The sequence below is a fragment of the Enterobacter sp. 22499 genome (assembly GCF_052044815.1).
Classification (GTDB): Bacteria; Pseudomonadota; Gammaproteobacteria; order Enterobacterales; family Enterobacteriaceae; genus Enterobacter; species Enterobacter bugandensis.
Map to the genome: position 1 here is coordinate 16,555 of NZ_JBQENR010000012.1, position 24,688 is coordinate 41,242.

Annotated in this window: 25 protein-coding genes; 13 read left to right on the forward strand and 12 right to left on the reverse strand. The window is 56.4% G+C overall.

Annotation, left to right across the window (positions count from 1 at the left end; translation table 11 throughout):
- Positions 1–37: 37 nt before the first annotated feature.
- The 3 genes from rpe to trpS are packed head-to-tail and all read left to right on the forward strand — an operon-like array spanning position 38 to position 2,466.
- Complete coding sequence (gene rpe / locus ACTJI7_RS22200) at positions 38–715, forward strand: ribulose-phosphate 3-epimerase (protein ID WP_023333698.1); 678 nt, start codon at positions 38–40, stop codon at positions 713–715.
- Positions 708–1,469 carry a phosphoglycolate phosphatase gene (gene gph, locus ACTJI7_RS22205; protein ID WP_048959300.1) on the forward strand — a complete coding sequence of 254 codons (762 nt, stop codon included), beginning with the start codon at positions 708–710 and terminating at the stop codon, positions 1,467–1,469. The genes rpe and gph overlap by 8 nt, the downstream gene beginning before the upstream one ends.
- Complete coding sequence (gene trpS, locus ACTJI7_RS22210; RefSeq protein WP_041911924.1) at positions 1,462–2,466, forward strand: tryptophan--tRNA ligase; 1,005 nt, start codon at positions 1,462–1,464, stop codon at positions 2,464–2,466. Before gph ends, trpS begins: the two co-directional genes overlap by 8 nt.
- 72 nt (positions 2,467–2,538) lie before the next feature.
- Here trpS and ACTJI7_RS22215 read toward each other — a convergent pair whose 3' ends face one another.
- From ACTJI7_RS22215 to tsgA, 5 genes are all read right to left on the reverse strand, one after another.
- Complete coding sequence (locus tag ACTJI7_RS22215) at positions 2,539–2,709, reverse strand: YhfL family protein (RefSeq protein WP_008503029.1); 171 nt, start codon at positions 2,707–2,709, stop codon at positions 2,539–2,541.
- 144 nt (positions 2,710–2,853) lie between these two features.
- The gene (cysG, locus tag ACTJI7_RS22220; protein WP_063155648.1) at positions 2,854–4,227 is read right to left on the reverse strand and encodes a siroheme synthase CysG; all 1,374 of its coding nucleotides are present in this window, start codon (positions 4,225–4,227) and stop codon (positions 2,854–2,856) included.
- 135 nt (positions 4,228–4,362) lie between these two features.
- Positions 4,363–4,689 (reverse strand): nitrite reductase small subunit NirD, encoded by a 327-nt coding sequence (nirD, locus tag ACTJI7_RS22225; RefSeq protein WP_045259347.1) that lies wholly within the window; start codon positions 4,687–4,689, stop codon positions 4,363–4,365.
- On the reverse strand, positions 4,686–7,229 hold the full coding sequence (gene nirB, locus ACTJI7_RS22230; protein WP_041911927.1) for a nitrite reductase large subunit NirB: 2,544 nt from the start codon (positions 7,227–7,229) through the stop codon (positions 4,686–4,688). Before nirB ends, nirD begins: the two co-directional genes overlap by 4 nt.
- A gap of 259 nt (positions 7,230–7,488) precedes the next feature.
- Entirely contained in the window at positions 7,489–8,673 is a 1,185-nt protein-coding gene (gene tsgA / locus ACTJI7_RS22235) for an MFS transporter TsgA (protein WP_045259345.1), read from the reverse strand.
- 278 nt (positions 8,674–8,951) lie between these two features.
- Between tsgA and ppiA the strand changes: the two genes are divergently transcribed.
- The 4 genes from ppiA (at position 8,952) to argD (ending at position 12,115) form a co-directional block, all read left to right on the forward strand.
- Positions 8,952–9,524: a peptidylprolyl isomerase A gene (gene ppiA / locus ACTJI7_RS22240; protein ID WP_041911929.1), complete on the forward strand. Its 573-nt coding sequence runs from the start codon at positions 8,952–8,954 to the stop codon at positions 9,522–9,524.
- A 105-nt stretch (positions 9,525–9,629) separates the two neighbouring features.
- Positions 9,630–10,214, forward strand: a complete 585-nt coding sequence (locus ACTJI7_RS22245; RefSeq protein WP_028014650.1) for a putative adenosine monophosphate-protein transferase Fic — start codon at positions 9,630–9,632, stop codon at positions 10,212–10,214.
- A 30-nt stretch (positions 10,215–10,244) separates the two neighbouring features.
- The gene (gene pabA / locus ACTJI7_RS22250; RefSeq protein ID WP_028014649.1) at positions 10,245–10,808 is read left to right on the forward strand and encodes an aminodeoxychorismate synthase component 2; all 564 of its coding nucleotides are present in this window, start codon (positions 10,245–10,247) and stop codon (positions 10,806–10,808) included.
- An 86-nt stretch (positions 10,809–10,894) separates the two neighbouring features.
- On the forward strand, positions 10,895–12,115 hold the full coding sequence (gene argD, locus ACTJI7_RS22255) for a bifunctional acetylornithine/succinyldiaminopimelate transaminase (RefSeq protein WP_440671034.1): 1,221 nt from the start codon (positions 10,895–10,897) through the stop codon (positions 12,113–12,115).
- On the opposite strand, the gene ACTJI7_RS22260 is transcribed toward argD, so the two are convergent.
- Positions 12,112–14,199, reverse strand: coding sequence for a YccS/YhfK family putative transporter (locus ACTJI7_RS22260; protein WP_440671040.1), 2,088 nt, complete (start codon positions 14,197–14,199; stop codon positions 12,112–12,114). The genes argD and ACTJI7_RS22260 overlap by 4 nt on opposite strands.
- Before the next feature lie 57 nt (positions 14,200–14,256).
- Complete coding sequence (crp, locus tag ACTJI7_RS22265) at positions 14,257–14,889, reverse strand: cAMP-activated global transcriptional regulator CRP (protein WP_000242758.1); 633 nt, start codon at positions 14,887–14,889, stop codon at positions 14,257–14,259.
- Between the two features lie 311 nt (positions 14,890–15,200).
- Here crp and ACTJI7_RS22270 point away from each other — a divergent pair, with 311 nt between their 5' ends.
- On the forward strand, positions 15,201–15,605 hold the full coding sequence (locus ACTJI7_RS22270) for an OsmC family protein (RefSeq protein WP_039024075.1): 405 nt from the start codon (positions 15,201–15,203) through the stop codon (positions 15,603–15,605).
- 66 nt (positions 15,606–15,671) lie between these two features.
- Here the strand turns inward: ACTJI7_RS22270 and ACTJI7_RS22275 are convergent, their stop codons facing one another.
- The 4 genes from ACTJI7_RS22275 to ACTJI7_RS22290 form a co-directional block, all read right to left on the reverse strand.
- Positions 15,672–16,541 (reverse strand): phosphoribulokinase, encoded by an 870-nt coding sequence (locus ACTJI7_RS22275; RefSeq protein ID WP_028014646.1) that lies wholly within the window; start codon positions 16,539–16,541, stop codon positions 15,672–15,674.
- 30 nt (positions 16,542–16,571) lie between these two features.
- Positions 16,572–16,790 carry a YheU family protein gene (locus tag ACTJI7_RS22280; protein ID WP_013099053.1) on the reverse strand — a complete coding sequence of 73 codons (219 nt, stop codon included), beginning with the start codon at positions 16,788–16,790 and terminating at the stop codon, positions 16,572–16,574.
- Complete coding sequence (locus tag ACTJI7_RS22285; RefSeq protein WP_063155645.1) at positions 16,787–17,809, reverse strand: hydrolase; 1,023 nt, start codon at positions 17,807–17,809, stop codon at positions 16,787–16,789. The genes ACTJI7_RS22280 and ACTJI7_RS22285 overlap by 4 nt, the downstream gene beginning before the upstream one ends.
- A 111-nt stretch (positions 17,810–17,920) precedes the next feature.
- Positions 17,921–19,825, reverse strand: coding sequence for an ABC transporter ATP-binding protein (locus tag ACTJI7_RS22290; protein ID WP_028014644.1), 1,905 nt, complete (start codon positions 19,823–19,825; stop codon positions 17,921–17,923).
- 132 nt (positions 19,826–19,957) lie between these two features.
- On the opposite strand from ACTJI7_RS22290, the gene kefG reads away from it, so the two are divergent.
- The 4 genes from kefG (at position 19,958) to slyD (ending at position 23,213) form a co-directional block, all read left to right on the forward strand.
- Positions 19,958–20,509 (forward strand): glutathione-regulated potassium-efflux system ancillary protein KefG, encoded by a 552-nt coding sequence (kefG, locus tag ACTJI7_RS22295; RefSeq protein ID WP_006812200.1) that lies wholly within the window; start codon positions 19,958–19,960, stop codon positions 20,507–20,509.
- On the forward strand, positions 20,509–22,314 hold the full coding sequence (gene kefB, locus ACTJI7_RS22300; protein WP_047362518.1) for a glutathione-regulated potassium-efflux system protein KefB: 1,806 nt from the start codon (positions 20,509–20,511) through the stop codon (positions 22,312–22,314). The genes kefG and kefB overlap by 1 nt, the downstream gene beginning before the upstream one ends.
- A 13-nt stretch (positions 22,315–22,327) precedes the next feature.
- Complete coding sequence (locus ACTJI7_RS22305) at positions 22,328–22,528, forward strand: YheV family putative zinc ribbon protein (RefSeq protein WP_003861689.1); 201 nt, start codon at positions 22,328–22,330, stop codon at positions 22,526–22,528.
- A 94-nt stretch (positions 22,529–22,622) separates the two neighbouring features.
- Positions 22,623–23,213, forward strand: a complete 591-nt coding sequence (slyD, locus tag ACTJI7_RS22310) for a peptidylprolyl isomerase (RefSeq protein WP_003861691.1) — start codon at positions 22,623–22,625, stop codon at positions 23,211–23,213.
- Positions 23,214–23,264: 51 nt separating this feature from the next.
- On the opposite strand, the gene ACTJI7_RS22315 is transcribed toward slyD, so the two are convergent.
- Positions 23,265–23,483, reverse strand: a complete 219-nt coding sequence (locus ACTJI7_RS22315) for a protein SlyX (protein WP_028014642.1) — start codon at positions 23,481–23,483, stop codon at positions 23,265–23,267.
- A gap of 238 nt (positions 23,484–23,721) precedes the next feature.
- Between ACTJI7_RS22315 and fkpA the strand changes: the two genes are divergently transcribed.
- On the forward strand, positions 23,722–24,543 hold the full coding sequence (gene fkpA / locus ACTJI7_RS22320) for an FKBP-type peptidyl-prolyl cis-trans isomerase (RefSeq protein ID WP_047027061.1): 822 nt from the start codon (positions 23,722–23,724) through the stop codon (positions 24,541–24,543).
- Positions 24,544–24,688 lie beyond the last annotated feature (145 nt).

A 24,688-nucleotide genomic window follows, 5' to 3' on the forward strand; every position in this document is an offset into this window, starting at 1 on the left:
TTTTGCCCGCCGGTAAACACATTTCAAGGAGATGCGGATGAAACAGTTTTTGATTGCCCCCTCAATTCTGTCGGCCGATTTTGCCCGCCTGGGTGAAGACACGGCGGAAGCTCTCGCAGCTGGCGCAGATGTCGTCCATTTCGACGTTATGGATAACCACTACGTTCCCAATCTGACCATCGGTCCGATGGTGCTCAAGGCCCTGCGTAACTACGGTATTACCGCACCGATCGACGTTCACCTGATGGTGAAGCCTGTCGACCGCATCGTGCCTGACTTCGCCGCAGCGGGCGCCAGCATTATCACTTTCCATCCGGAAGCCTCCGAGCACGTTGACCGCACGCTGCAGCTGATCAAAGAGAACGGCTGTAAGGCGGGGCTGGTGTTTAACCCGGCAACACCGTTGAGCTATCTCGATTACGTGATGGACAAGCTGGACGTGATTTTGCTGATGTCCGTTAACCCGGGCTTTGGCGGTCAGTCGTTCATCCCTCACACGCTGGATAAGCTGCGCGAAGTGCGCCGTCGCATTGACGAGTCTGGCTACGATATTCGTCTGGAAGTGGACGGCGGTGTGAAAGTGAATAATATTGGCGAAATTGCGGCAGCGGGCGCGGATATGTTCGTTGCAGGTTCGGCAATTTTCGACCAACCGGATTACAAAAAAGTCATTGATGAAATGCGCCGCGAGCTGGCGAAGGTAAGTCATGGATAAATTGCAGGCAATTCGGGGTGTGGCATTCGACCTCGACGGCACGCTGGTGGACAGCGCGCCGGGCTTAACGAGCGCCGTCGATCAGGCGCTGTATGCACTGGAACTGCCCGTTGCGGGCGAAGATCGTGTGATTACGTGGATTGGCAACGGTGCCGATGTCCTGATGGAGCGCGCGTTGACGTGGGCTCGTCAGGAACGCGCGTCGCAACGTTCCGCGCAGGGGAAACCAAGCGTCGATCACGCCGATATCCCGCAGGATGAGCAGCTGCGTATTCTGCGCAAACTGTTCGATCGCTTCTACGAAGAGGCCGTAGAGGAGGGAAGCTTCCTGTTCCCGGACGTCCAGGAAACTCTGAGCGTGCTGCACGCGAAAGGCATCCCGCTGGGACTGGTGACCAACAAGCCGACGCCGTTTGTTGCGCCGCTGCTGGAAGCGCTCAATATCGCGAAATATTTCTCCGTGATTGTAGGCGGGGATGACGTGCAGAACAAAAAGCCGCATCCGGAGCCGCTATTGCTGGTGGCAGGAAAATTATCCTTAACGCCTGCGGAGCTGCTCTTTGTCGGGGATTCGCGTAATGATATTCTGGCTGCCCGAGCGGCTGGGTGTCCTTCCGTCGGTTTAACCTATGGCTACAACTACGGTGAGGCCATTACGCTGAGTGAGCCGGATGTTGTGTTCGACCACTTCAAAGATTTGTTGCCCGCACTCGGGCTTTCGCACAGTGAACATCAGGAATTGAATAATGACTAAGCCCATCGTTTTTAGTGGCGCACAGCCTTCAGGTGAATTGACCATTGGTAACTACATGGGTGCGTTGCGTCAGTGGGTCAGCATGCAGGATGACTACCATTGCATTTACTGCATCGTAGATTTGCATGCTATCACCGCGCGTCAGGATCCTGAGAAGCTGCGCAAAGCTACCCTGGACACCCTGGCCCTCTATCTGGCCTGCGGTATCGATCCTGAAAAGAGCACCATTTTCGTTCAGTCTCACGTGCCGGAGCATGCGCAGCTGGGCTGGGCGCTGAACTGCTATACCTATTTCGGCGAGCTGAGCCGCATGACCCAGTTCAAGGATAAGTCTGCCCGCTACTCTGAAAACATCAATGCTGGCCTGTTCGACTATCCGGTGCTGATGGCGGCCGACATCCTGCTGTACCAGACCAACCAGGTGCCGGTGGGTGAAGACCAGAAGCAGCACCTGGAGCTGAGCCGTGATATCGCCCAGCGCTTTAATGCGCTTTACGGCGACGTATTCAAAGTGCCAGAGCCGTTTATTCCGAAATCCGGCGCGCGCGTGATGTCGCTGCTGGAGCCAACCAAGAAGATGTCCAAGTCTGACGATAACCGCAACAACGTTATCGGCCTGCTGGAAGATCCGAAATCGGTGGTGAAAAAGCTCAAGCGCGCGGTCACCGACTCCGACGAGCCGCCTGTGGTGCGCTACGACGTGCAGAACAAAGCGGGCGTCTCCAACCTGCTGGACATTCTCTCCGGCGTGACCGGCCAGAGCATTCCCGAGCTGGAAAAACACTTCGAAGGCAAGATGTACGGCCACCTGAAGGGTGAAGTGGCAGAGGCGGTTTCCGGCATGCTGACCGAGCTGCAGGAGCGCTACAACCGCTACCGTAACGACGAAGCCTTCCTGCAGAAGGTGATGAAAGAGGGCGCAGAAAAAGCCAGCGCGCGCGCGTCCGAAACTCTGAAAGCGGTGTACGAGGCGATTGGGTTTGTGGCGAAACCTTAAGCCGCCACCCGACAAATACGGACTCAATAAAAAAACCGGGAAATCCCCGGTTTTTTTACGCCTGAAAAACGCTTACTGCTGTGCCGCCGGGCCGCAACCGCCGATGATCTTCGAAATGGAGATCGCCGGGTGCAGCAGGTAATCGTAGCTGCAGTTATTTTTAGTATTTTGAACGTGACCGGTGCAGGCGGTCAGAGTCGATAACAGGCCAACCAGAACGGCGGCTTTTGCCAGCTTGAACATACGCATTCCTTGTCTAAAAATCTTAAATTGGATGTAACACGAGGGAATAAATGGAAAAGTTCCACTATGCGAGCGGTATGTTATCGACTGGGGTATGAAGGGAGTAGTCCGCTTAAGGACTACTCGAAGGGGGGAGAATATGCGTTAGTGATTCGAGAACCAGTTCAGCTTATCGCGCAGTTCAACCACGCGACCCACCACAATCAGCGCCGGGCTTTCGACCTGCTGCGCCAGCTCACCGAGCTGCGTCAGCGCGCCATTCACCACGCGCTGCTTGATTGACGTCCCGTTTTCCACCAGCGCAACGGGCATATCAGCCTCCATGCCGTGTTCCAGCAGTTTCGCCTGGATGGTGGCGGCCTGGTTCAGCCCCATGTAGAACACCAGCGTCTGCTTTTCAGCGGCCAGGTTATGCCAGTCCAGCTCGCTGCCGGTTTTCAGATGGCCCGTCACCAGACGCACGCTCTGGGCGTAGTCGCGATGGGTCAACGGAATGCCTGAGTAGGCTGAACAGCCGGACGCCGCCGTTATGCCCGGCACCACGGAGAACGGAATGCCTGCATTGCACAGGGTTTCCAGCTCCTCGCCGCCGCGGCCAAAGATAAACGGATCGCCGCCCTTAAGGCGCACCACGCGTTTTCCCTTTTGCGCTTCACGCAGCAGGATCTGGTTAATCTCCTCCTGCGGCACGCAGTGGTAGCCTGCCCGTTTACCGACGAAGACGCGGTCGGCGTCGCGGCGCACCAGGTTCATGATGTCATCGGAGACCAGGCGGTCATACACCACGATATCCGCCTGCTGGATCTGCTGGAGCCCTTTCAGGGTCAGTAAACCCGCATCTCCCGGACCAGCCCCGACCAGCACCACTTCACCACGGTGATCCAGCGGCTCGCTCAGCAGCTGCTCGGTCGTCTCTTCAACCGCTTTCGCGTCCTGATTCGCCAGCGACTGCGCCAGCCTGTCGTTAACGAAAAATTTCTCCCAGAAGCGACGACGCTCACCCACGGTTGAGAAGGTTTGCTTCACGCGGGAGCGAAGTTGCCCGGCGTAGTGGGCTATCTGGCCGAGATGCTGCGGCAAAATAGCTTCCAGTTTCTCCCGCAGCAGGCGGGCAAGTACGGGCGAGCGGCCGCCGGAAGACACCGCGATCATCAGCGGTGAACGGTCGATAATCGACGGCATGATAAAGCTGGCCTCTTTCGGCGCATCCACCACGTTGCAGAAGATCCGGCGCGCTTCGCAGGCGTCGCTGACGCGCTGGTTCACTTCATCGTCATCCGTCGCGGCAATCGTCAGCCAGCAGGTATCCAGCAGGGACTCATCAAACTCCCCCTGCACCAGCGTGAGCATCCCTTCCTGAGCCCAGACGTCAAACTGCGGAGCGAAGGTGAGGGCATTGACGGTCAGTCGGGCTCCAGCATCCAGCAACAGGCGCGCTTTGCGTTCAGCCACATCGCCGCCGCCCACAAGCAGGCAGTAGCGATGGCGTAATTGACAGAAAATCGGCAGGTGGTCCACGACGTTACCTCACAGCATTCAAGGAGGGGGTAAGAATTGACGTCAGGATAACAGCAGGAATCGTACAGAACATACGGTTTTTCCTGCCGTTACCCATAAGGGGTCATAAGCCTTTCCTATTGGAAAGGCTGAGGGTTACGCTTTGAGCTGCACCTTGCCGTCCTTCACGCGGGCGTCGTAGTGCTTCACCGAGAAGCTTTCATCTTCCATGCAGTGCCCGTCGGTTAAGCGGAAACGCTGCTTTTTCAGCGGGCTGGCGACCCACAGCTCACCCTGGTGTTCAGCAATCAGACCGCGGGAGAGCACGCTGGCCTCAAAGAACGGATCGATATTGCTGATGGCAAAGACCTGTTCATCGTGGCGAGGGCGGAAAATAGCTACCTGCTCGTTACCCAGCAAAGCACAGACGCCGGTTGCTGGCAGAATGTCGTTAATGTTGCAGATGTTTACCCACTGGCTCATGCGTTTTCCTCCACCAGCATCACCGGAATGCGTTCATACGGGGTTGCAGGACGATGCTGTTCGCGCTCCGGCACCACCTGCACGTTCGGGTCGCGCTGGGTGCTGTTGATAAAGTGTTTGAAGCGCGTCTGCGCCGCCGGGGTGTTGACGGTTTCGGTCCACTCGCAGATCACCGCCTCGCGCAGGCGAGCCATCTCGGATTCCAGCTGTTCGTTCAGACCCAGCTTGTCATCAATGATGACCGACTTCAGGTAGTCGATACCGCCTTCGAGATTATCCAGCCAGGACGCGGTACGGGTCAGCTTATCGGCGGTACGAATGTAGAACATCATGAAGCGGTCGAGATACTTGATCAGCGTATCGCGATCGAGATCCGCCGCCAGCAGATCCGCGTGGCGAGGCTTCATCCCGCCATTGCCGCACACGTACAGGTTCCAGCCTTTCTCGGTGGCGATGATCCCTACGTCTTTACCCTGCGCTTCCGCACATTCACGGGTACAGCCGGAGACGCCGAACTTCATTTTGTGCGGAGTACGGATGCCTTTGTAGCGGTTTTCCAGCTCGACGCCGAAGCCCACGCTGTCGCCTACGCCGTAGCGGCACCAGGTGCTGCCCACGCAGGTTTTCGCCATGCGCAGCGCTTTGGCATACGCGTGACCGGTTTCGAAGCCCGCCTCAATCAGCTGACGCCATATTTCCGGGAGATCGTCTTTCTGCGCACCAAACAGGCCGATACGCTGGGAACCGGTGATTTTGGTGTACAGATTAAACTCACGGGCGATACGGCCCACGGCGACCAGCCCTTCCGGGGTGATTTCGCCACCGGCGGAACGCGGAATGACGGAGTAAGTACCGTCTTTCTGGATGTTCGCCAGGAAGTTATCGTTGGTGTCCTGCAGCGGCGTGTGTTCTGGTTTGAGCACGTACTCATTCCAGCAGGACGCGAGCAGGGAACCGACGGTCGGCTTACACACTTCACAGCCGTAACCCTGGCCGTGTTTCTCCAGCAGTTCGTCGAAGGACTTGATGCCTTCCACGCGGATCAGATGGTACAGCTCCTGGCGAGAGTAGGCGAAGTGCTCGCACAGGTTGTTGTTCACTTCGATGCCCTGTTTCGCCAGTTCAGCGTTCAGCACCTGAGTCACCAGTGGAATACAGCCGCCGCAGCCGGTACCGGCTTTGGTTTCGGCCTTCAGCGCCGCAACGGTGTGGCAGCCTTTGTTGATGGCGGAGATCAGCATGCCTTTGGTGACGTCGAAGCAGGAGCAAATCTGCGCGCTGTCCGGCAGTTTATCTACGCCGATAGATGGTTTACCGCTGGAGGCGTGCGCCGGCAGGATCAGCGCGTCCGGGTTTTCCGGCAGCTCAATGGCGTTCAGCACCAGCTGGAGCAGGTTACCGAAGTCGCTGGTATCGCCCACCAGCACCGCACCGAGCAGGGTTTTGTTGTCCTGGCTGACGATAAGGCGTTTGTAGACCTCTTTGCTTTCGTCCAGATAGACGTAGCTGCGGGAGTTCGGGGTGCGGCCATGCGCATCGCCGATACCGCCTACGTCCACGCCCAGCAGCTTCAGCTTCGCGCTCATGTCTGCGCCGGTGAAGGCGTTTTCGCTGCCGAGGATATGGTCCACGGCGACCTGCGCCATTTTGTATCCTGGCGCCACCAGACCGTATACCCGGTTATTCCAGCTGGCGCACTCGCCGATGGCGTAGATATCCGGATCGGAGGTCTGGCAGGTATCGTTAATCATGATCCCGCCGCGCTGCGCTACCGCCAGGCCGCACTGCGTGGCGAGCTTGTCGCGCGGACGAATACCGGTGGAGAAGACGATGAAGTCCACTTCCAGCTCGCTGCCGTCGGCAAAGCGCATGGTTTTACGCGCCTCTGTGCCTTCCTGTACGATCTCTTTGGTGTTCTTGCTGGTGTGAACCTTCACACCCATGCTTTCGATTTTACGACGCAGCTGGTCGCCGCCCATGTGGTCCAGCTGTTCCGCCATCAGCATCGGGGCAAATTCGATAACGTGGGTTTCAACGCCGAGGTTTTTCAGCGCGCCTGCTGCTTCCAGGCCCAGCAGGCCACCGCCAACAACCGCACCGCGTTTGCTTCGACGTGCGCAGGATTCAATGGCGTTGAGGTCTTCAATGGTACGGTAAACGAAGCAATCCTGGGTTTCCGACCCTTTAATCGGCGGGATCCACGGATACGAGCCAGTCGCCATGATCAGCTTATCGTAAAAAACCGTACGCCCGGCGCTGGAGTGGATCACTTTCTCCTGACGGTTGATGGTGATAGCGCGTTCGCCCACCAGCACTTTTACGCCATGCTTCTCGTAGAAACCTTCGCGCACCAGAGAGAGCTCTTCGGCGGTATGGTGAGAGAAGTAGGAAGACAAGTGCACACGGTCGTACGCCTTGCGGGGTTCTTCACAGAACACGGTAATATCGAACTGGTCAGCATCGGCTTTATCGAGAAGATCCTCAATAAAGCGGTGGCCGACCATGCCGTTACCGATGATAGCGAGTCTGACTTTGCTCATTTTTGCCTCGATTTCTTTTCTATTACTGCCTACCTTAACGATTCAGCAGGGGCACTTATTGATGCAAATCAAATACGCCTTCACCTACCCCTTAGTGGGTATATCTATGATTTGTCAGGTTTTTTATAAGTAACGGATATTGTTTGATTTTTGTGCTTGCTTGTTTTTCGCACAAATTTGACGGGGTTTTTACGAATCGGCAGTCAGAGCGGGTAAGCAGTGTAAAACCCCTTTGCAGAACGCAAAGGGGTTTTGACGATTAGTGGGTAGCCGTTGCCGTATTGTGCTGGCGGTGACGGGTCACGAAGCCCAGAATGAAACACATGATAAATACCACGGCATACAGACCGTTAGCGGTGTGCAGCGCGGCCAGCGGGCCGCTGTGCGCCACAATCGGGCCCGTGACCACGAAGGTCAGCATGGTGCCGATGGTGCCGCAGGTCAGCACGAAGTTCACCAGTTTTGGCGAAGCCACTTTGGTCTGCAGGGAGCCCAGGGTGATGATTGAGGTGTAAATCGCGCTGGAGAAGAAGCCCAGGGTCAGGATGAACCATGGCATATGCTCCGGGGCACCGTTGATGAACAGATACATCAGCACGGTCGCCAGACCCGCCAGGACGGTCAGAATACGTTGCAGGTCGAAGAAGCGCAGGATGAAGCTAAAGGCCCACATGCCGAACATGTAAGACATCCAGAAATCGCTCACCAGTTTGCCCGCGTCGTTCAGGCTCATGCCCAGACCTTTGGCGTATTCAGGTACCCACGAGATAAAGCCCAACTGACCAAGGATGTAGCACAGGGCGGCAATGGAGAGGAACAGCACGCCGATACCCCATTTTTCCTTCGCCACCGGCTCTGAGGTGGTCTGCGCTTTTTTGCCCAGCACCGGGAAGTCACAGCCGAAGGTCAGAATGAAGATCGCGACATAGACCAGACCGATACAGGCGTATACCCAGTACCATTCAATGCTGCGCGCGAGCAGATACGCGGCGACCATCGGGAAAATCATCCCGGCCATGCTGAAGAAGGAGTCGGTAAACAGCAGGCGCGCGCCGCGCTGGCGGCCTTCATACATGTGCGTAATAAGGAACGTACCGATCGACATCGTGATCCCGCTGACCAGGCCCAGCACGAACATGGCGGCGGAGAACAGGGCGATGCTGTGGCTCAACATCAGGCCCGCCACGGCGGCAACCATCAGCACGAAGCCGAAGCGCAGCTGGGTTTTCAGCGGGACGATTTCCATCAGCCAGGCATTCAGGAAAATTGAGATCAGGATCCCCGCGTTGAGGAAGGTGAAGGTGTTACTCATGCTGGAAACGGGCAGCTGGAAGTAGTCTGCGATATTTCCCATCACCATCCCGGTGACGATCACCAACGCGCCGGTCAGGGCGTAGGAGAAGAAGCTTATCCATGTGAGCTTGATGCGATTGCTGTTAGTCATGTCTGGCCTGTTCAGAAAAAGAAAAGCGCCGGGAGGGCGCTGAGAGCGGGCAGATTTTAGTCGCTAAAGTGATCTATTCCTATCTTTTAAGGGAAATGAATATGCCATTGCAGGTTTTAGTGTGATCTAAGTCACACTAAATGGCGGTATAACCAATCGTTTGCGCAGTAATAATTGTTTCAATTTCGTAAAATTAGGTAAAAGGCTGGTCTCGGTTCATACTGCTCTTTAGAATCAAGCCATTCGCTTTTTATACTGCGCTTTGTTAAGGAATTCTCATGCTCAAATCAACACTGGCGGCTGTCGCAGCTGTGTTTGCTCTTTCTGCCGTTTCCCCTGCTGCGCTGGCAGCCAAAGGGGACCCTCACGTTCTGCTGACCACCTCTGCCGGGAACATTGAGCTGGAACTAAATAGCCAGAAAGCTCCGGTTTCTGTGAAAAACTTCCTCGACTATGTGAACAGTGGTTTCTATAACAACACCACCTTCCACCGCGTGATCCCTGGCTTTATGATTCAGGGCGGCGGCTTCAACGAGCAGATGCAGCAGAAACAGCCTAACCCACCCATCAAAAACGAAGCGGACAACGGCCTGCTGAACAAGCGCGGCACCATCTCCATGGCGCGCACGGCGGATAAAGACAGCGCCACCAGCCAGTTCTTCCTCAACGTGGCGGATAACGCTTTCCTCGACCACGGCCAGCGCGACTTCGGCTATGCGGTCTTCGGTAAAATTGTGAAAGGGATGGACGTGGCGGACAAAATCTCTCAGGTTCAGACCCACGATGTCGGTCCATACCAGAATGTGCCGTCTAAACCTGTCGTTATCATCTCTGCAAAAGTTCTGCCGTAATCCTCTTTGACATGGGCGATCCTCGCCCGTGTTGTGACCCCTCCCTGCGAAAGCGCGTTTTGCTGCTTATACTTGTGGCAAACGGACTATTCAGGGAGGCGTTAAGTGAAAAAACTCACCGATAAGCAAAAATCCCGTCTCTGGGAGCAACAGCGTAACGTCAATTTTCAGGCCAGTTGTCTCCTTGAAAAAGGTAATGGTCCTTCAGAGCCCGGCATTGAGACGCTGGAGCTTGGGCCCTCAGCACCCGGGCTACCGCATCTGTGCCTCATTCATCGCCATCTGTATCACAGAGAGATGAAGCAGGCAGGCGAATTCCGTACCGACGATATTTTTAAGGGTGACATTCCCTTCTGCCATTTTGAGTACATCGAGACGATGGGTAACGAACTGATGGCGGCGCTGGAAAGTGATAAGTATCTTGTGGGTCTTGAAAAAGCGGCGTTTGTTGAAAAAGTGAGCCATTACTACTGTGAAATCAATATGCTGCATCCCTTTATGCGCGGTAATGGCATTGCTCAGCGCGTCTTCTTTGAGCAGCTGGCCATCCACGCGAATTACGCGCTGGACTGGCGGGATATTGATCCCGAGCAGTGGGTGGCGGCGAACCGAAGCGGTGCCACGGGCGATTTGACCGCGCTGAGCGCTATCTTTGCCAAAGTAGTGAGCGAAGCGCGGGAATCTGAGTAGAATAGGGCGGCATTTTTTTCGGGAGCCGCCATGATTCTGCTGATTGATAACTACGATTCCTTCACCTGGAACCTTTACCAGTATTTTTGTGAACTGGGTGCAGAGGTGGTTGTCCGCCGCAACGACGAACTCAGCCTGTCTGATATTGAGACGCTGGCTCCGCAGAAAATCGTCATTTCGCCGGGGCCGTGTACGCCATCGGAATCGGGCATTTCTCTGGAGGTTATTCACCACTATGCCGGCAGACTGCCGATCCTGGGCGTCTGTCTCGGTCATCAGGCGATTGCCCAGGCATTTGGGGCTACCATCGTGCGTGCCGCGAAAGTGATGCACGGCAAAACCTCGCCGGTCACCCACACCGGCACGGGCGTATTCACCGGGCTGAATAACCCGCTAACCGTGACGCGCTACCATTCGCTGGTGATTGACCCACCGACGCTGCCCGACTGCTTTGACGTGACCGCCTGGAGCGATACGCAGGAGATCATGGGGATTCGCCACCGCGAGTGGGATCTCGAAGGCGTCCAGTTCCACCCTGAAAGTATCCTCAGCGAGCAGGGGCACGCCCTGCTGGCAAATTTCCTCAATCGCTGAATATCTGTTGCCTTGTTGTGAGTTTTTATGCATATTTTGTGATTATATTTTCACAATGAATGTGACATAAAATGGATGGGCATGACATGGCAACTGAACAACCAGCAATTACCCGCGCGACATTCGATGAAGTGATTCTGCCGATTTATGCACCGGCTGAGTTTATCCCGGTGAAGGGGAAAGGCAGCCGCGTCTGGGATCAGCAGGGCAAAGAGTATGTGGATTTCGCGGGCGGTATTGCGGTCACGGCGCTGGGCCACTGCCATCCTGCGCTGGTGGACGCGCTGAAAACCCAGGGCGAAACCCTGTGGCACACCAGCAACGTGTTCACCAACGAACCTGCGCTGCGACTGGGCCGTAAGATCATTGATGCGACCTTTGCCGAGCGCGTGCTGTTTATGAACTCCGGCACCGAAGCCAACGAAACCGCCTTTAAGCTGGCGCGTTACTACGCCACCACGCGCCACAGCCCGTACAAAACTAAAATCATCGCCTTCCATAACGCCTTCCACGGACGCTCTTTCTTTACCGTCTCCGTTGGCGGCCAGCCGAAGTATTCCGACGGCTTCGGTCCGAAACCAGCCGACATTATCCACGTGCCGTTTAACGATCTGCACGCGGTGAAAGCGGTGATGGACGACCACACCTGCGCGGTGGTGGTGGAGCCGATTCAGGGCGAAGGCGGCGTGACCGCGGCAACCCCGGAATTCCTGAAAGGGCTGCGCGAACTGTGCGACGAACATCAGGCGCTGCTGGTGTTTGATGAAGTGCAGTGCGGGATGGGGCGTACCGGAGAGCTGTTTGCCTACATGCACTACGGCGTGACGCCGGATATTCTGACCAGCGCGAAAGCGCTCGGCGGCGGTTTTCCGGTGAGTGCGGTCCTGACGACCCAGGAGATCGCCTCGGCGTTCCACGTCGGTTCTCACGGTTCAACCTACGGCGGTAACCCGCTGGCGAGCGCCGTGGCGGGCGCCGCGTTCGACATCATCAACACGCCAGAGGTGCTGAACGGCGTTAGCGCGAAGCGCGAGCTGTTTGTGCAGCATCTCCAGCAGATTAACAATAAGTACGACGTGTTCAGCGAGATCCGCGGCATGGGGCTGCTGATTGGTGCGGAGCTTAAGCCGCGGTACAAAGGCCGCGCGTGCGATTTCCTGCATGCCGCCGCTCGCGAAGGGGTGATGGTGCTCAACGCCGGGCCGGACGTGATGCGCTTTGCGCCGTCGCTGGTGGTGGAAGAGAAAGATATTGACGACGGGTTAACCCGCTTTGCCGCGGCGGTCGAGAAGATCGTAAAAGGCTAATACTCGGTTCGCTTTAACCGCCGCGTTAACCAAATGCCGTGATGCGGGCGCTGACGCCATGCCACCGACGAAATGGTGTGCATGGTGTTCAGATGTCCCAGCACGCGCTGCAAATGCTGCTCCAGGGTGCTCATCGGGCCGTGGGTCAGCGTCTCCGGTGCCTCCAGAATGTTCGAATCCCCCGACTCGCCCGGCGCGTCATACTCCAGACGCTGCTGACACCGCTGCAGGACAATTTCACAGGACTGCAAATAGCGCTGCGCCAGATCCGGCGTCAGCATGGTGTGCTCGCGCGCCAGCGTGGTCATGGCGTTAATGTGCTCGACGATAAACTGGCTGTGCGTGACCCACAGCTTCATATCGGCAAGATAGTGTGAGTTAAAGCCCGGCTCCTGCATCGCCTGGTTGAGCGAGTTAAACAGGGCGTTGTGCGCCTGGTTGACCTTCATCCGCTGATACGCCAGCGGGGAAGGCTGCGGATCGTCGCTCAGGATCAGACGAATGGCCTGCTGATCGGCCTCCAGCGCGTCGTGGGCGTTCTGCCTCAGCAGCCCGCTCTGCCACTGCGGCCACAGCCAGACCATGCCGCCAAAGGCGATCAGGCAGCCAATCAGCGTGTCGATCAGGCGGGCAACGATGAACTGTTCGCCGTTAAGCGTCAGCAGCTGCAGGGTATATACCGCCGTCACCGTAAAGCCCACCATCGCCCAGCCGTAGTTTTTGCGAATGATTAGATAGCTTACCAGGGTGATCGCCAGCATGCCCGCCAGGGTATAGCCTTCGGGCACGTGAAAATGCAGCGTCACGCCCGCAATAATCAGCCCCGCCATCGTGCCGCCTGCCCGGTGCAGAATGCGCACCCGCGTGGCGCCATAGCCGTTCTGGGTAACAAACAGCACGGTCATTAAGATCCAGTACGGTTTCGGCAGGTGGAGCGCCATGCCCATCAGGCTGGCGATACTGAGCATGACGCTAATCCTTGCAGCGTTGCGCAGAGCGGAAGATTTCAGAGACAGGTAGCTTCTCAGCGCCGGCAGCAGCGGCAGACGTTTCTGTTTATCCGCCATCAGGTCACGGGAATAAAGCGGGCGCTGGGTGCGCAGCACGCGGGCGATGCGGCTGAAGTGCCAGGCGGCAAACTGGCCGACCGGGTTATCCGGGTGCTGACGGGCGATTTTCTCCAGCGCGCCGAGCTGTTTGTCCATGTTAAAGCGCGTGGGGTAGCGGTGGTAGAGAATATCATCGGCCAGCACCCGCAGGCGCGCGGAGACGGTTTGCGCGTTCCAGCGGATCACCGCTTCGGCATGGCTGCGCTCAACCAGCTTTTGCACCTCCTGCGGGTGGTGAAGGCTAACGGAGATATGCTCCTGAAGATCCAGCCCCACCTGAAAGGTGCGCAACAGCCGTTTATATTCGTGGTTCTTGTTGGCGGCGAGCATATGCAGCTGCTGATAGCACTGGCTTATCAGGTCTACCACCTTTTGCTGGCGCGTCAGCAACGGCGGTAAGGATTTCTCCGGATCCGTATGCTGGGTGAGCAGGGTGTATTTGGCTTCACAGTAATCCGCAAGCTGCACGTAGAGCAGGCTTAGAGATTCGCGCAGCGGCTGCTCCCGCCACAGCCAGAACCAGAACCAGTTAAACAGCCCGTACCACAGCGTGCCGAGGGCGTAGATCAGCAGCGGCTCCCACACGGGCATATTACCGGCGAGGCTCAGGGTGAAGATGGCCGCAATGAGTGACGCGGGAAGCAGACGGGCATGGAGCGAGCTGATTTCGGCGGTGACGCCGAGGGTCATCGCCAGCACGGTCAGGATCAGCGGCAGGGGAATATCACGAGCCAGCAGAAGCTGCACCGCGAGGCTACAGCCAGCAAACAGCGAGCCGCCAATTATCAGACGTTTGAAAAAGCGTTTATGGGGCGTGTCCAGACCGGCAATGTTACAGCAGGCGGGGACGAGAGAAAACAGCAGGCCCTGCTGAAGATGTCCCAGGATCAGGCCCACGGCCACGGGAAGACACAGCACCAGCGTTTGTCGTAGTGCGTAGTTAACTTCCGGGTGATAGATCAGCCTGCGCCACATGGGGAAAAGAGACAAAAACGGCGTGACACCTCGCGATGGCACGCCGTTTAGGCAGGATTAACGGGTTCCGTAAACCACGATGGTTTTACCGTGGGCGGAGATCAGGTTTTGATCTTCCAGCATTTTCAGAATACGGCCCACCGTTTCGCGGGAGCAACCGACGATCTGACCGATTTCCTGACGGGTAATTTTAATTTGCATGCCGTCCGGGTGGGTCATCGCGTCTGGCTGTTTCGCCAGGTTCAGCAGAGTCTGCGCAATACGGCCAGTCACGTCCAGGAAGGCGAGGTTACCCACTTTCTCTGACGTCACCTGCAGACGGCGCGCCATCTGGGAAGAAAGACGCATCAGGATGTCAGGATTTACCTGAATCAGCTGACGGAATTTCTTATAAGAAATTTCAGCCACTTCACATGCTGTCTTTGCACGAACCCAGGCGCTACGTTCCTGGCCTTCTTCAAACAGGCCCAGTTCACCGATAAAATCGCCCTGGTTCAGATAGGAAAGGATCATCTCTTTGCCTTCCTCATCTTTGATCAGCACTGCCACCGAGCCTTTGACGATGTAATACAACGTTTCCGCTTTTTCACCCTGGTGAATCAGCGTGCTCTTCGATGGGTACTTATGAATGTGGCAATGAGACAAGAACCATTCGAGAGTCGGGTCTGTTTGCGGTTTGCCAAGCACCATGCGCTGTTATCCTCTGTTATAAGCTGTCACCAGAGTCATCAGATGCATCCGGACTCTGGGGTTGCAATCGAATTCTTACCCATACCCTGGGAAGTCGGCTGTCGTAACGTTTCGCAGCCAGTAAAGTTTGATGTCCTCTGCATACATGTGTAACGTCAATGTATTACTGTAGCATCCTGAGTGTTTTAGCATAGCTTTTGCCGCGTGTCTCCTGGTGTCTCGCTTCAGCATGATGCAGGTCGCCTTCCATTGCGAGAAATGTAACGCACGCGTAATCTGTCACCAAAAATGCAACGTTGGAGTTAATGAATATGCAAGCGCGCGTGAAGTGGGTTGAAGGTTTAACGTTCCTGGGCGAGTCCGCATCAGGACACCAAATTTTGATGGATGGTAACTCCGGCGATAAAGCTCCAAGCCCAATGGAAATGGTGCTGATGGCGGTAGGCGGATGCAGCGCGATTGATGTGGTGTCGATTCTGCAAAAAGGCCGTCATGACGTGACGGATTGCGAGGTTAAACTCACCTCAGAGCGTCGCGAAGAGGCGCCACGCCTGTTCACCCACATTAATCTGCACTTTGTTGTCACCGGGAAAGAACTGAAAGACGCGGCGGTCTCACGCGCGGTGGATCTCTCTGCGGAGAAATACTGCTCTGTGGCGTTAATGCTGGAGAAAGCGGTAAAAATCACCCATTCGTATGAAGTGATCGAGGCCTAATTATTGGGGCATCGTGCGTGTTGATGCCCTCACCCTAACCCTCTCCCACAGGGAGAGGGAACATGTTCACGCGATCTGCTTCCCTTCCATCAGTCGCTCCACCAGCGGCGTCATGATCAGCTCCATTGCCAGCCCCATTTTTCCACCGGGAACCACTAACGTATTCATGTGGGAAATAAACGAGCCCTGCAGCATCGCCAGCAGCCAGGGGTAATCAATGCCTTCAAGATTGCGGAAGTGGATCACCACAAAGCTCTCATCCAACGACGGGATGCTTTTCGCCGCGAACGGATTGGAAGTGTCCACCGTCGGCACGCGCTGGAAGTTAATGTGCGTGCGGGAGAACTGCGGCGTGAGATAGTTGATGTAATCTTCCATGGAGCGCACCACCGAGTCCATTACCGCCTCGCGCGAATGGCCGCGCTCGCTCATGTCGCGCGTCAGCTTCTGGATCCACTCCAGGTTAACGATCGGCACCACCCCGACCAGCAGATCCACATGGCGCGCCACGTCGTGCTGAGGTGTGACAACGCCGCCGTGCAATCCTTCATAAAACAGCACGTCGGTGGGTTCCGGCAGCGGTTGCCAGGGGGTAAAGGTGCCCGGCACCTGGTTCCAGGGTACGGCTTCGTCGTAGGTGTGCAGATACTTACGGGACTGCCCGGTACCGCTCTGACCGTATTCGCGGAAGGTTTGCTCCAGCAGGCCGAAATCATTGGCTTCCGGGCCAAAGTAGCTGATGTGTTTACCCAAATCGCGTGCCTTGCGGATCGCCATGTCCATCTCAGGCCGCGTATAGCGGTGAAAGCTGTCGCCTTCGACCTCCGCCGAACGGAGATTCAGCTGGGCGAAAATCTTGCGAAAAGCGAGGCTGGTGGTGGTGGTTCCCGCACCACTCGACCCCGTAACGGCAATAATGGGATGTCTGGCAGACATAGCAACTCCCTGACGGAAAAGGTTGGAAGATCAGCCGTGAAACGCGTTGCGGGGCATGATATTGACCGTCTCATGCAGTTCTGACCACACCAGCACCACGTCGCCGCTTTTCAGCTGGCGTTTTACATCGTTGACCTTTTGCTCAAGCGAACGCTCATGTTCACCATAATCGGTGCCTTCGCGTAATACAAAGCTTTCAATCAGATTATCGAGCGTTTCGGGAGCCAGATCCTGCCAGGGAATGATCATTTTGCACCATCCAGATAAGGAGTCAGCCAGTCAGGAATGCGCGCTTCCAGCCACATTTTCGGCCTGCGCAGCGTGCCGCCGATGAACCCCACGTGGCCACCATGTTCGGTCAGCTGGTAGTGAACATTGTCAGGCAGGAATTCCTGCGCGGGAATTGAGTGATGATCCATGAACGGGTCATCTTTGGCGTGAATAATCAGCGTCGGCTGCGTGATTTTGCTGAGCAGCGGCATGGCGCTGCACTGTCGGTAATAGTCGATAGCATCGGCGAAGCCGTGAATTTTGGCGGTGATCAGATCGTCGAATTCACGGATGCAGCGTACCTTTTTCAGCTGGCGCAGGCTTACCGGCAGGGTATCCGGATAGGCCTTCAGCTTTCGCGCCGCGTTGGCTTTCAGCAGGTTGAGCAGATAGCGCTGATAGACGCGAGAAAAGCCTTTTTCCATGTGGTAGCTGCACTGCTCCAGCATAAACGGTGCGGAGACAATCACTGCTGCATTCAGCGGTACGCTGTCGCCCTCTTTGGCCAGCAGACAGGCGAGCATATTACCGCCCAGCGAGTAGCCCACGGCGGCCGTTGGCGCGGCGCCATAATTTTCCCGCAGCCAGTGCAGAAACCACGTGCCATCTTCGGTTTCACCCGAGTGATAAATGCGTTTCTGACGATTCGGCTCGCCGCTACAGCCGCGAAAATGCATCACCACGCCGAGCCAGCCGCGCGCTTTGGCGGCCTCAATTAACCCATGCGCATACGGACTGTGCAGGCTGCCTTCTAAACCGTGAAAAACCACCAGACGCGGCTTATGAAGAGCCTGTTCCGGCGCTTCGCTCCAGGCGAGATCCAGAAAATCACCGTCCGGCAGATCGAGCCGTTGCCAGTGCGGAGTGAACTGGACCTTGCGGCGGATCAGCCGCGGCAGCATGGTCTGCAAATGGCAGTTGGCCACGCCGCGCATGGGCACGAACTCGGTGCTGTCTTCGGCTGTAATGTCGAAGTCTGATGGAATGATTTGGGTCATAAGGACGATGCTGATTCTTGTCAGAAATTCACTATACCTTCCGAATTGTACCCCGTTTAGCCTGGATTTCCGAACCAGAGATAGATTCCGTTCGCACAACGGGGTAAAAATTCAGTCTGCCTGCAGCATCGCTTCCAGCTGTTCCTGGGCATCCAGCCATGCCATTTCGCACTCTTCGAGGCTGGATTTAGCTTTCGCCTGCGTTTGCAGACAATCCGTTAGCTCCGCTTTACGGCTCTGATCGTACAGGTCGCTGTCGCCCAGCTTCTCTTCGACGGCGGCAAGCGTGGCGTTGAGCTTTTCCATCTCTTTTTCAAGACGGGCAATCTCTTTACGCAGCGGCTGGGTCTGGGTGCGCAGTTCCGCTTCGCGGCGCTTCTGGTCTTTACGCGACTGTGCGCTGTTGACGTTGTCTTTCGCTGACTCTTCCGGCTGGTTTTCCTGCTTTTGTACGTCCGTCAGCCACTGCTGGTAGTCTTCAAGATCGCCGTCGAACGGTTCGACTTTGCCGCCGTGTACCAGGTAGAGATCGTCGGTGGTGGAGCGGATCAGGTGGCGATCGTGCGACACGACAACCAGTGCGCCTTCGAACTCAATCAGCGCTTCGGTCAGCGCCTGACGCATGTCGAGATCCAGGTGGTTGGTCGGTTCATCGAGCAGCAGCAGGTTGGGTCTCTGCCAGACGATCAGCGCCAGCACCAGACGGGCTTTTTCGCCGCCGGAGAAACGCTCGGTGTTTTCGGTCACCTTATCGCCCTGGAAGCCGAAGCCGCCGAGGTAGTCGCGCAGTTTCTGCTCCATTTCCTGCGGCGCAAGACGCGCCAGATGCTGAATCGGCGATTCATCCGCGCGTAAAAATTCCAGCTGATGCTGGGCGAAATAGCCAAGCTTAATGCCCTTCGCCAGGCCGATTTCACCGCTGGTTGGGTTAAGCTCGCCCGCGAGCAGCTTAATTAACGTTGATTTACCGGCGCCGTTGCGCCCCAGCAGGCCAATGCGCGAACCCGGCACCAGGTTAAGCTTGATTGAGTCGAGGATGATGCGATCCCCATAACCCGCGCTGACCTTTTCCATCTTCAGCAACGGGTTCGGCAGGCTTTCCGGCGCGCGGAAGCTGAAGTGGAACGGGTTATCCACGTGTGCCGGGGCAATCATCTCCATGCGTTCCAGCATCTTGATGCGGCTCTGGGCCTGCTTGGCTTTTGACGCTTTAGCTTTGAAGCGATCCACGAAGCTCTGCAGATGCGCCACGCGCTGCTGTTGGCTTTCATACATCGACTGCTGCTGGGCAAGGCGCGTCGCGCGCTGGCGCTCAAAGGAGCTGTAGTTGCCGGTGTACTCGAACATGGTTTGCTGTTCGATATGAATGATTTTATCCACCACCGGGTCGAGGAAGTCGCGGTCATGGGAGATGAGAATCAGAGTGCCCTGATAGCTCTTGAGCCACTTCTCCAGCCAAATAACCGCATCGAGATCGAGGTGGTTGGTCGGTTCATCGAGCAGGAGCAGGTCTGAGCGGCAGATCAGCGCCTGCGCCAGGTTGAGGCGCATGCGCCAGCCGCCGGAGAAGTCGCTTACCGGGCGTTCAAGCTGTTCATTGCTAAAGCCCAGGCCGTGCAGCAGGCTGGAGGCGCGGGAGCGAATGGTCCACGCGTCGATGGCGTCCAGCTTGCCGTGAACGGTAGCGATGGCGTGACCGTCGTTGCGCTCGTTGGCCGCGTTGAGTTCCGCTTCGAGCTTACGGTACTCGCGATCTCCGTCGATAACATAGTCGAGCGCCGGTTCGCTCAGGGCTGGCGTCTCCTGGTTTACCCACGCGAGCTGCCAGTTCCCCGGGAAGGTAAAGTTACCACCATCCGCGCTAATCTCGTTTTTCAGCAGCGCCAGCAGGGTGGATTTACCGCAGCCGTTTTTGCCGACCAGACCCACTTTCTGGCCCGGGTTGATGGTAGCAGTGGCGTTATCCAGCAGGACGCGCACGCCGCGACGAATTTGTAACGAGGAGAAAACAATCATAGAAGCGCCGTATGTTCCGACTATGTTAATTTGTCATTATGATAATGTAAGGTGTGGGCCATTTTCCCCACCGGGCCGCCATGGTAGCCCAAAACGACAACAATACACAAAAACAGAACCGGGAGGGGAGTGATGTCTCAGACAGCGAAAGTGCTGCTGCTGTATGCCCATCCGGAATCTCAGGACTCGGTGGCGAACCGGGTGCTGCTTAAGCCGGCCACACAGCTCAGTAACGTCACGGTGCACGATCTCTACGCGCACTATCCTGATTTCTTTATCGATATTCCTTACGAGCAGGAACTGCTGCGTCAGCATGACGTGATTGTATTTCAGCATCCGCTTTATACCTACAGCTGTCCGGCGCTGCTGAAAGAGTGGCTGGACCGCGTGCTGAGCCGGGGCTTCTCCAGCGGGGTGGGGGGCAACCAGCTGGCGGGAAAGTACTGGCGGAGCGTCATTACCACCGGTGAGCCGGAAAGCGCTTACCGTCACGACGGGCTGAACCGCTACCCCATGAGCGACATCCTGAGGCCATTCGAGCTGACGGCGGCCATGTGCCGCATGCACTGGATGAGCCCGATTATTGTTTACTGGGCGCGGCGTCAGGACCCGAAAGCGCTCGCAAGCCACGCCAGAGCCTACGGCGAATGGCTGGCATCACCGATTCCGGCAGGAGGTCGTTAATGGAAGGATCGAATTTACTCCTCGCCGGGGTGCTGTTTTTATTTGCCGCCGTCGTCGCGGTGCCGCTTGCCGCCCGTATCGGCATCGGGGCGGTGCTGGGGTATTTGCTCGCGGGGATCGCCATTGGCCCATGGGGACTGGGTTTCATCAGCGACGTGGATGAAATTCTCCACTTCTCGGAGCTCGGCGTGGTGTTCCTGATGTTCATCATCGGCCTCGAACTGAACCCCTCGAAGCTGTGGCAGCTTCGACGCTCTATCTTTGGCGTGGGCGCCGCGCAGGTGCTGTTTAGCGCCGCGATTCTGGCTGGCCTGTTAATGCTGACCAACTTTTCCTGGCAGGCGGCGGTGATTGGCGGGATTGGTCTCGCAATGTCGTCGACGGCGATGGCGCTGCAGCTGATGCGCGACAAGGGGATGAACCGCAATGAGGCCGGACAGCTGGGCTTTTCGGTGCTGCTGTTCCAGGATTTAGCGGTGATCCCGGCGCTGGCGCTGGTGCCGCTGCTGGCGGGCTCGGGCGACGATCACTTCGACTGGGCAAAAATTTCCATGAAGGTGCTGGCCTTCGCGGGCATGCTGATTGGCGGACGTTTCCTGTTACGTCCGGTGTTCCGCTTTATTGCCGCCTCGGGCGTGCGCGAGGTGTTTACCGCCGCGACGCTGCTGCTGGTGCTCGGCTCGGCGCTGTTTATGGACGCGCTGGGGCTGTCGATGGCGCTGGGCACCTTTATTGCCGGCGTGCTGCTGGCGGAGAGTGAATATCGGCACGAACTGGAAATTGCCATCGATCCCTTCAAAGGGCTGCTGTTAGGCCTGTTCTTTATTTCGGTGGGAATGGCGCTCAATCTTGGCGTGCTTTATACCCATCTGCTCTGGGTTGCGGTGAGTGTTGCGATCCTGGTGGCGGTGAAAATGCTGGTGCTGTACGTCATGGCGCGTATCTACGGGTTGCGCAGTTCGGAACGCATGCAGTTTGCCAGCGTGTTGAGCCAGGGTGGCGAGTTTGCGTTTGTGCTGTTCTCCACCGCCTCCTCCCAGAAGCTGTTTAAAGATGACCAGATGGCGCTGCTGCTGGTGACGGTAACGCTGTCGATGATGACCACGCCTCTGCTGATGAAGATGGTGGATAAACTCCTGTCGCGCCGCCTGAATCCGGCAGACGATGAAGATGAAGCGCCGTGGGTAGAAGACGATAAGCCGCAGGTGATCGTCGTGGGCTTCGGCCGCTTCGGGCAGGTGATTGGCCGCCTGTTGATGGCGAACAAAATGCGCATTACGGTGCTGGAGCGCGATATCAGCGCGGTCAACCTGATGCGCAAATATGGCTACAAGGTCTATTACGGCGATGCCACTCAGCTTGAGCTTTTGCGCTCGGCCGGGGCGGAAGCCGCGGAGTCTATCGTCATCACCTGCAACGATCCGGAAGATACGATGAAGCTGGTGGAGCTATGTCAGCAGCACTTTCCGCACCTGAATATTCTGGCGCGTGCCCGGGGGCGTGTTGAAGCTCACGAATTGTTGCAGGCAGGTGTGAAACACTTCTCCCGTGAGACGTTCTCCAGTGCGCTGGAACTGGGGCGCAAGGCGTTAATCTCCCTGGGGATGCATCCTCACCAGGCGCAGCGCGCCCAGATGCACTTCCGCCGGCTGGATATGCGCATGCTGCGCGAATTAATGCCTGTGCATACCGATACGGCGCAGATCTCCCGCGTGCGGGAAGCGCGGCGCGAGCTGGAGGAGATCTTTCAGCGAGAGATGCAACAGGAACGACGCCAGCTCGACGGCTGGGATGAATTTGAATAAAAGGTAACGAAAGATGGCTGTACGTAAACGCTTTATCGCGGGTGCAAAGTGCCCGTCTTGCCAGGCTCAAGATACGCTGGCCATGTGGCGCGAAAATAATATTGATATAGTTGAGTGCGTTAAGTGCGGTCACCAGATGCGTGAGGCCGACAAAGAAGCACGCGATCACGTTCGCAAAGAAGAGCAAGTGATCGGCATTTTTCATCCAGACTAGCGATATGCTCTGAGTTTTTTTAAGCTTAAGGGTACACGGGTGCAGATTTCCGCTACAATCTGCGCCAGCAATTTTCCCACGCTCAGGAGATATCATGAAAGTAGCAAAAGACCTGGTGGTCAGCCTGGCCTATCAGGTACGTACAGAAGACGGTGTGTTGGTTGATGAGTCTCCGGTGAGTGCGCCGCTGGACTACCTGCATGGTCACGGTTCCCTGATTTCCGGCCTGGAAACTGCGCTGGAAGGTCATGAAGTTGGCGATAAATTCGACGTTGCTGTAGGCGCTAACGACGCTTACGGTCAGTATGATGACAACCTGGTTCAGCGCGTTCCTAAAGACGTGTTCATGGGCGTTGACGAGCTGCAGGTTGGCATGCGCTTCCTGGCTGAAACTGACCAGGGTCCGGTTCCTGTTGAAATCACTGAAGTTGAAGACGACCACGTCGTGGTTGACGGCAACCACATGCTGGCTGGCCAGAACCTGAAGTTCAACGTAGAAGTTGTTGCGATCCGTGAAGCGACCGAAGAAGAACTGGCTCATGGCCACGTTCACGGTGCGCATGGTCACGACCATGATCACGATCACGGCCACGACGGCTGCTGCGGTGGTCACGGCCACGACCATGGTCATGACCACGGCCACGGTAAAGGTGGTTGCGGCAACGGCGGCTGCGGTTGCCACTAATTCCGTCATGCGGAAAATAAAAAAGCGGGATAATCCCGCTTTTTTTACGCCTCAATAATGAGGTGGTGGCGTCTCTTCCGACTGAGAGGCAATATTTGACGGCTGCGTCGCCTTCAGCTTTTCCGTCAGCAGGCGCATATGATCCCGCAGTTTCGCCATTTCGAGTTCGTGCGCGGTCACGGTCTGGTTAAGCTCTTCGATGGTGATGTCCTGAAAAGCCAGGCGGCTTTCCAGCTCAGCCATTCTCGCTTCTATCATTGTGTCCTTCATCATTCACCTCGTTTATATCTGATACGCCATATTGGCCCAGCGGCGGCGCAGTTTAACTGAGTTTATCCTTAAGTGCAGTCTCTATCCCGTTGGCAAGAAACTTATTTAAACAAAAATAGTCTGAAAAGTGGCGAGAATTGGAAGTGTCTGTCTGTAGATTTCTTCCGCAACGTTTTATAGTACGTCACTCATTTACGTTTAACGCTGGGGTGAGAGTCCCCAGGCCCTGGAGATATGGATGAAATCACTGTTTAAAGTAACGCTGCTGGCGACGACGATGGCTGTTGCACTGAACGCGCCGCTGTCATTCGCTGCTGATACTGCTGCGAAGCCTGCTGCCACTGCAGACAGCAAAGCGGCGTTCAAAAATGACGACCAGAAATCCGCCTACGCACTGGGCGCATCTCTGGGCCGCTACATGGAAAACTCTCTGAAAGAACAAGAGAAACTGGGCATCAAACTGGACAAAGCCCAGCTGATCGCGGGTGTTCAGGACGCCTTTGCTGATAAGAGCAAACTGTCTGACCAGGAAATCGAACAGACTCTGCAGGCGTTCGAAGCGCGCGTGAAGGGTGCCGCTCAGACCAAGATGGAAGCGGACGCTAAAGACAACGAAGCGAAAGGCAAAGCCTACCGCGACACCTTTGCTAAAGAGAAGGGTGTGAAAACCTCTTCTACTGGTCTGGTGTACAAAGTTGAGAAAGAAGGTACCGGTGATGCGCCTAAAGACAGCGACACCGTTGTGGTGAACTACAAAGGTACGCTGATCGACGGTAAAGAGTTCGACAACTCTTACACCCGTGGTGAACCTCTTTCCTTCCGTCTTGACGGTGTGATCCCAGGCTGGACTGAAGGCCTGAAAAACATCAAAAAAGGCGGCAAAATCAAGCTGGTTATCCCACCGGATCTGGCCTATGGCAAAACTGGCGTTCCGGGTATCCCGGCTAACTCCACGCTGGTCTTCGACGTAGAGCTGCTGGACATCAAACCAGCGCCGAAAGCGGATGCGAAACCGGAAGCGCAGGCAGATCAGAAAGCTGCGACAGACACTAAGAAGTAATGTGATGCAAACCGCCGCCTTTTAAGGCGGCGGTTTTTTATTGTGGGGCAGATATAATTAACACTGGAAAGCGTTAGGCACGCTGTATTAATTTAGTTGTCCGTGTAGATAATGAGCCTGCCCTGAAAACCTAACGACAGGCTCC

Coding starts and splice junctions, on each gene's coding strand:
- rpe (WP_023333698.1), top strand. CDS start 38: ATGAAACAGTTTTTGATTGCCCCCTCAATTCTGTCGGCCGATTTTGCC.
- gph (WP_048959300.1), top strand. CDS start 708: ATGGATAAATTGCAGGCAATTCGGGGTGTGGCATTCGACCTCGACGGC.
- trpS (WP_041911924.1), top strand. CDS start 1,462: ATGACTAAGCCCATCGTTTTTAGTGGCGCACAGCCTTCAGGTGAATTG.
- ACTJI7_RS22215 (WP_008503029.1), bottom strand. CDS start 2,709: ATGTTCAAGCTGGCAAAAGCCGCCGTTCTGGTTGGCCTGTTATCGACT.
- nirD (WP_045259347.1), bottom strand. CDS start 4,689: ATGAGCCAGTGGGTAAACATCTGCAACATTAACGACATTCTGCCAGCA.
- nirB (WP_041911927.1), bottom strand. CDS start 7,229: ATGAGCAAAGTCAGACTCGCTATCATCGGTAACGGCATGGTCGGCCAC.
- tsgA (WP_045259345.1), bottom strand. CDS start 8,673: ATGACTAACAGCAATCGCATCAAGCTCACATGGATAAGCTTCTTCTCC.
- ppiA (WP_041911929.1), top strand. CDS start 8,952: ATGCTCAAATCAACACTGGCGGCTGTCGCAGCTGTGTTTGCTCTTTCT.
- pabA (WP_028014649.1), top strand. CDS start 10,245: ATGATTCTGCTGATTGATAACTACGATTCCTTCACCTGGAACCTTTAC.
- argD (WP_440671034.1), top strand. CDS start 10,895: ATGGCAACTGAACAACCAGCAATTACCCGCGCGACATTCGATGAAGTG.
- ACTJI7_RS22260 (WP_440671040.1), bottom strand. CDS start 14,199: ATGTGGCGCAGGCTGATCTATCACCCGGAAGTTAACTACGCACTACGA.
- crp (WP_000242758.1), bottom strand. CDS start 14,889: ATGGTGCTTGGCAAACCGCAAACAGACCCGACTCTCGAATGGTTCTTG.
- ACTJI7_RS22270 (WP_039024075.1), top strand. CDS start 15,201: ATGCAAGCGCGCGTGAAGTGGGTTGAAGGTTTAACGTTCCTGGGCGAG.
- ACTJI7_RS22275 (WP_028014646.1), bottom strand. CDS start 16,541: ATGTCTGCCAGACATCCCATTATTGCCGTTACGGGGTCGAGTGGTGCG.
- ACTJI7_RS22280 (WP_013099053.1), bottom strand. CDS start 16,790: ATGATCATTCCCTGGCAGGATCTGGCTCCCGAAACGCTCGATAATCTG.
- ACTJI7_RS22285 (WP_063155645.1), bottom strand. CDS start 17,809: ATGACCCAAATCATTCCATCAGACTTCGACATTACAGCCGAAGACAGC.
- ACTJI7_RS22290 (WP_028014644.1), bottom strand. CDS start 19,825: ATGATTGTTTTCTCCTCGTTACAAATTCGTCGCGGCGTGCGCGTCCTG.
- kefG (WP_006812200.1), top strand. CDS start 19,958: ATGTCTCAGACAGCGAAAGTGCTGCTGCTGTATGCCCATCCGGAATCT.
- kefB (WP_047362518.1), top strand. CDS start 20,509: ATGGAAGGATCGAATTTACTCCTCGCCGGGGTGCTGTTTTTATTTGCC.
- ACTJI7_RS22305 (WP_003861689.1), top strand. CDS start 22,328: ATGGCTGTACGTAAACGCTTTATCGCGGGTGCAAAGTGCCCGTCTTGC.
- slyD (WP_003861691.1), top strand. CDS start 22,623: ATGAAAGTAGCAAAAGACCTGGTGGTCAGCCTGGCCTATCAGGTACGT.
- ACTJI7_RS22315 (WP_028014642.1), bottom strand. CDS start 23,483: ATGAAGGACACAATGATAGAAGCGAGAATGGCTGAGCTGGAAAGCCGC.
- fkpA (WP_047027061.1), top strand. CDS start 23,722: ATGAAATCACTGTTTAAAGTAACGCTGCTGGCGACGACGATGGCTGTT.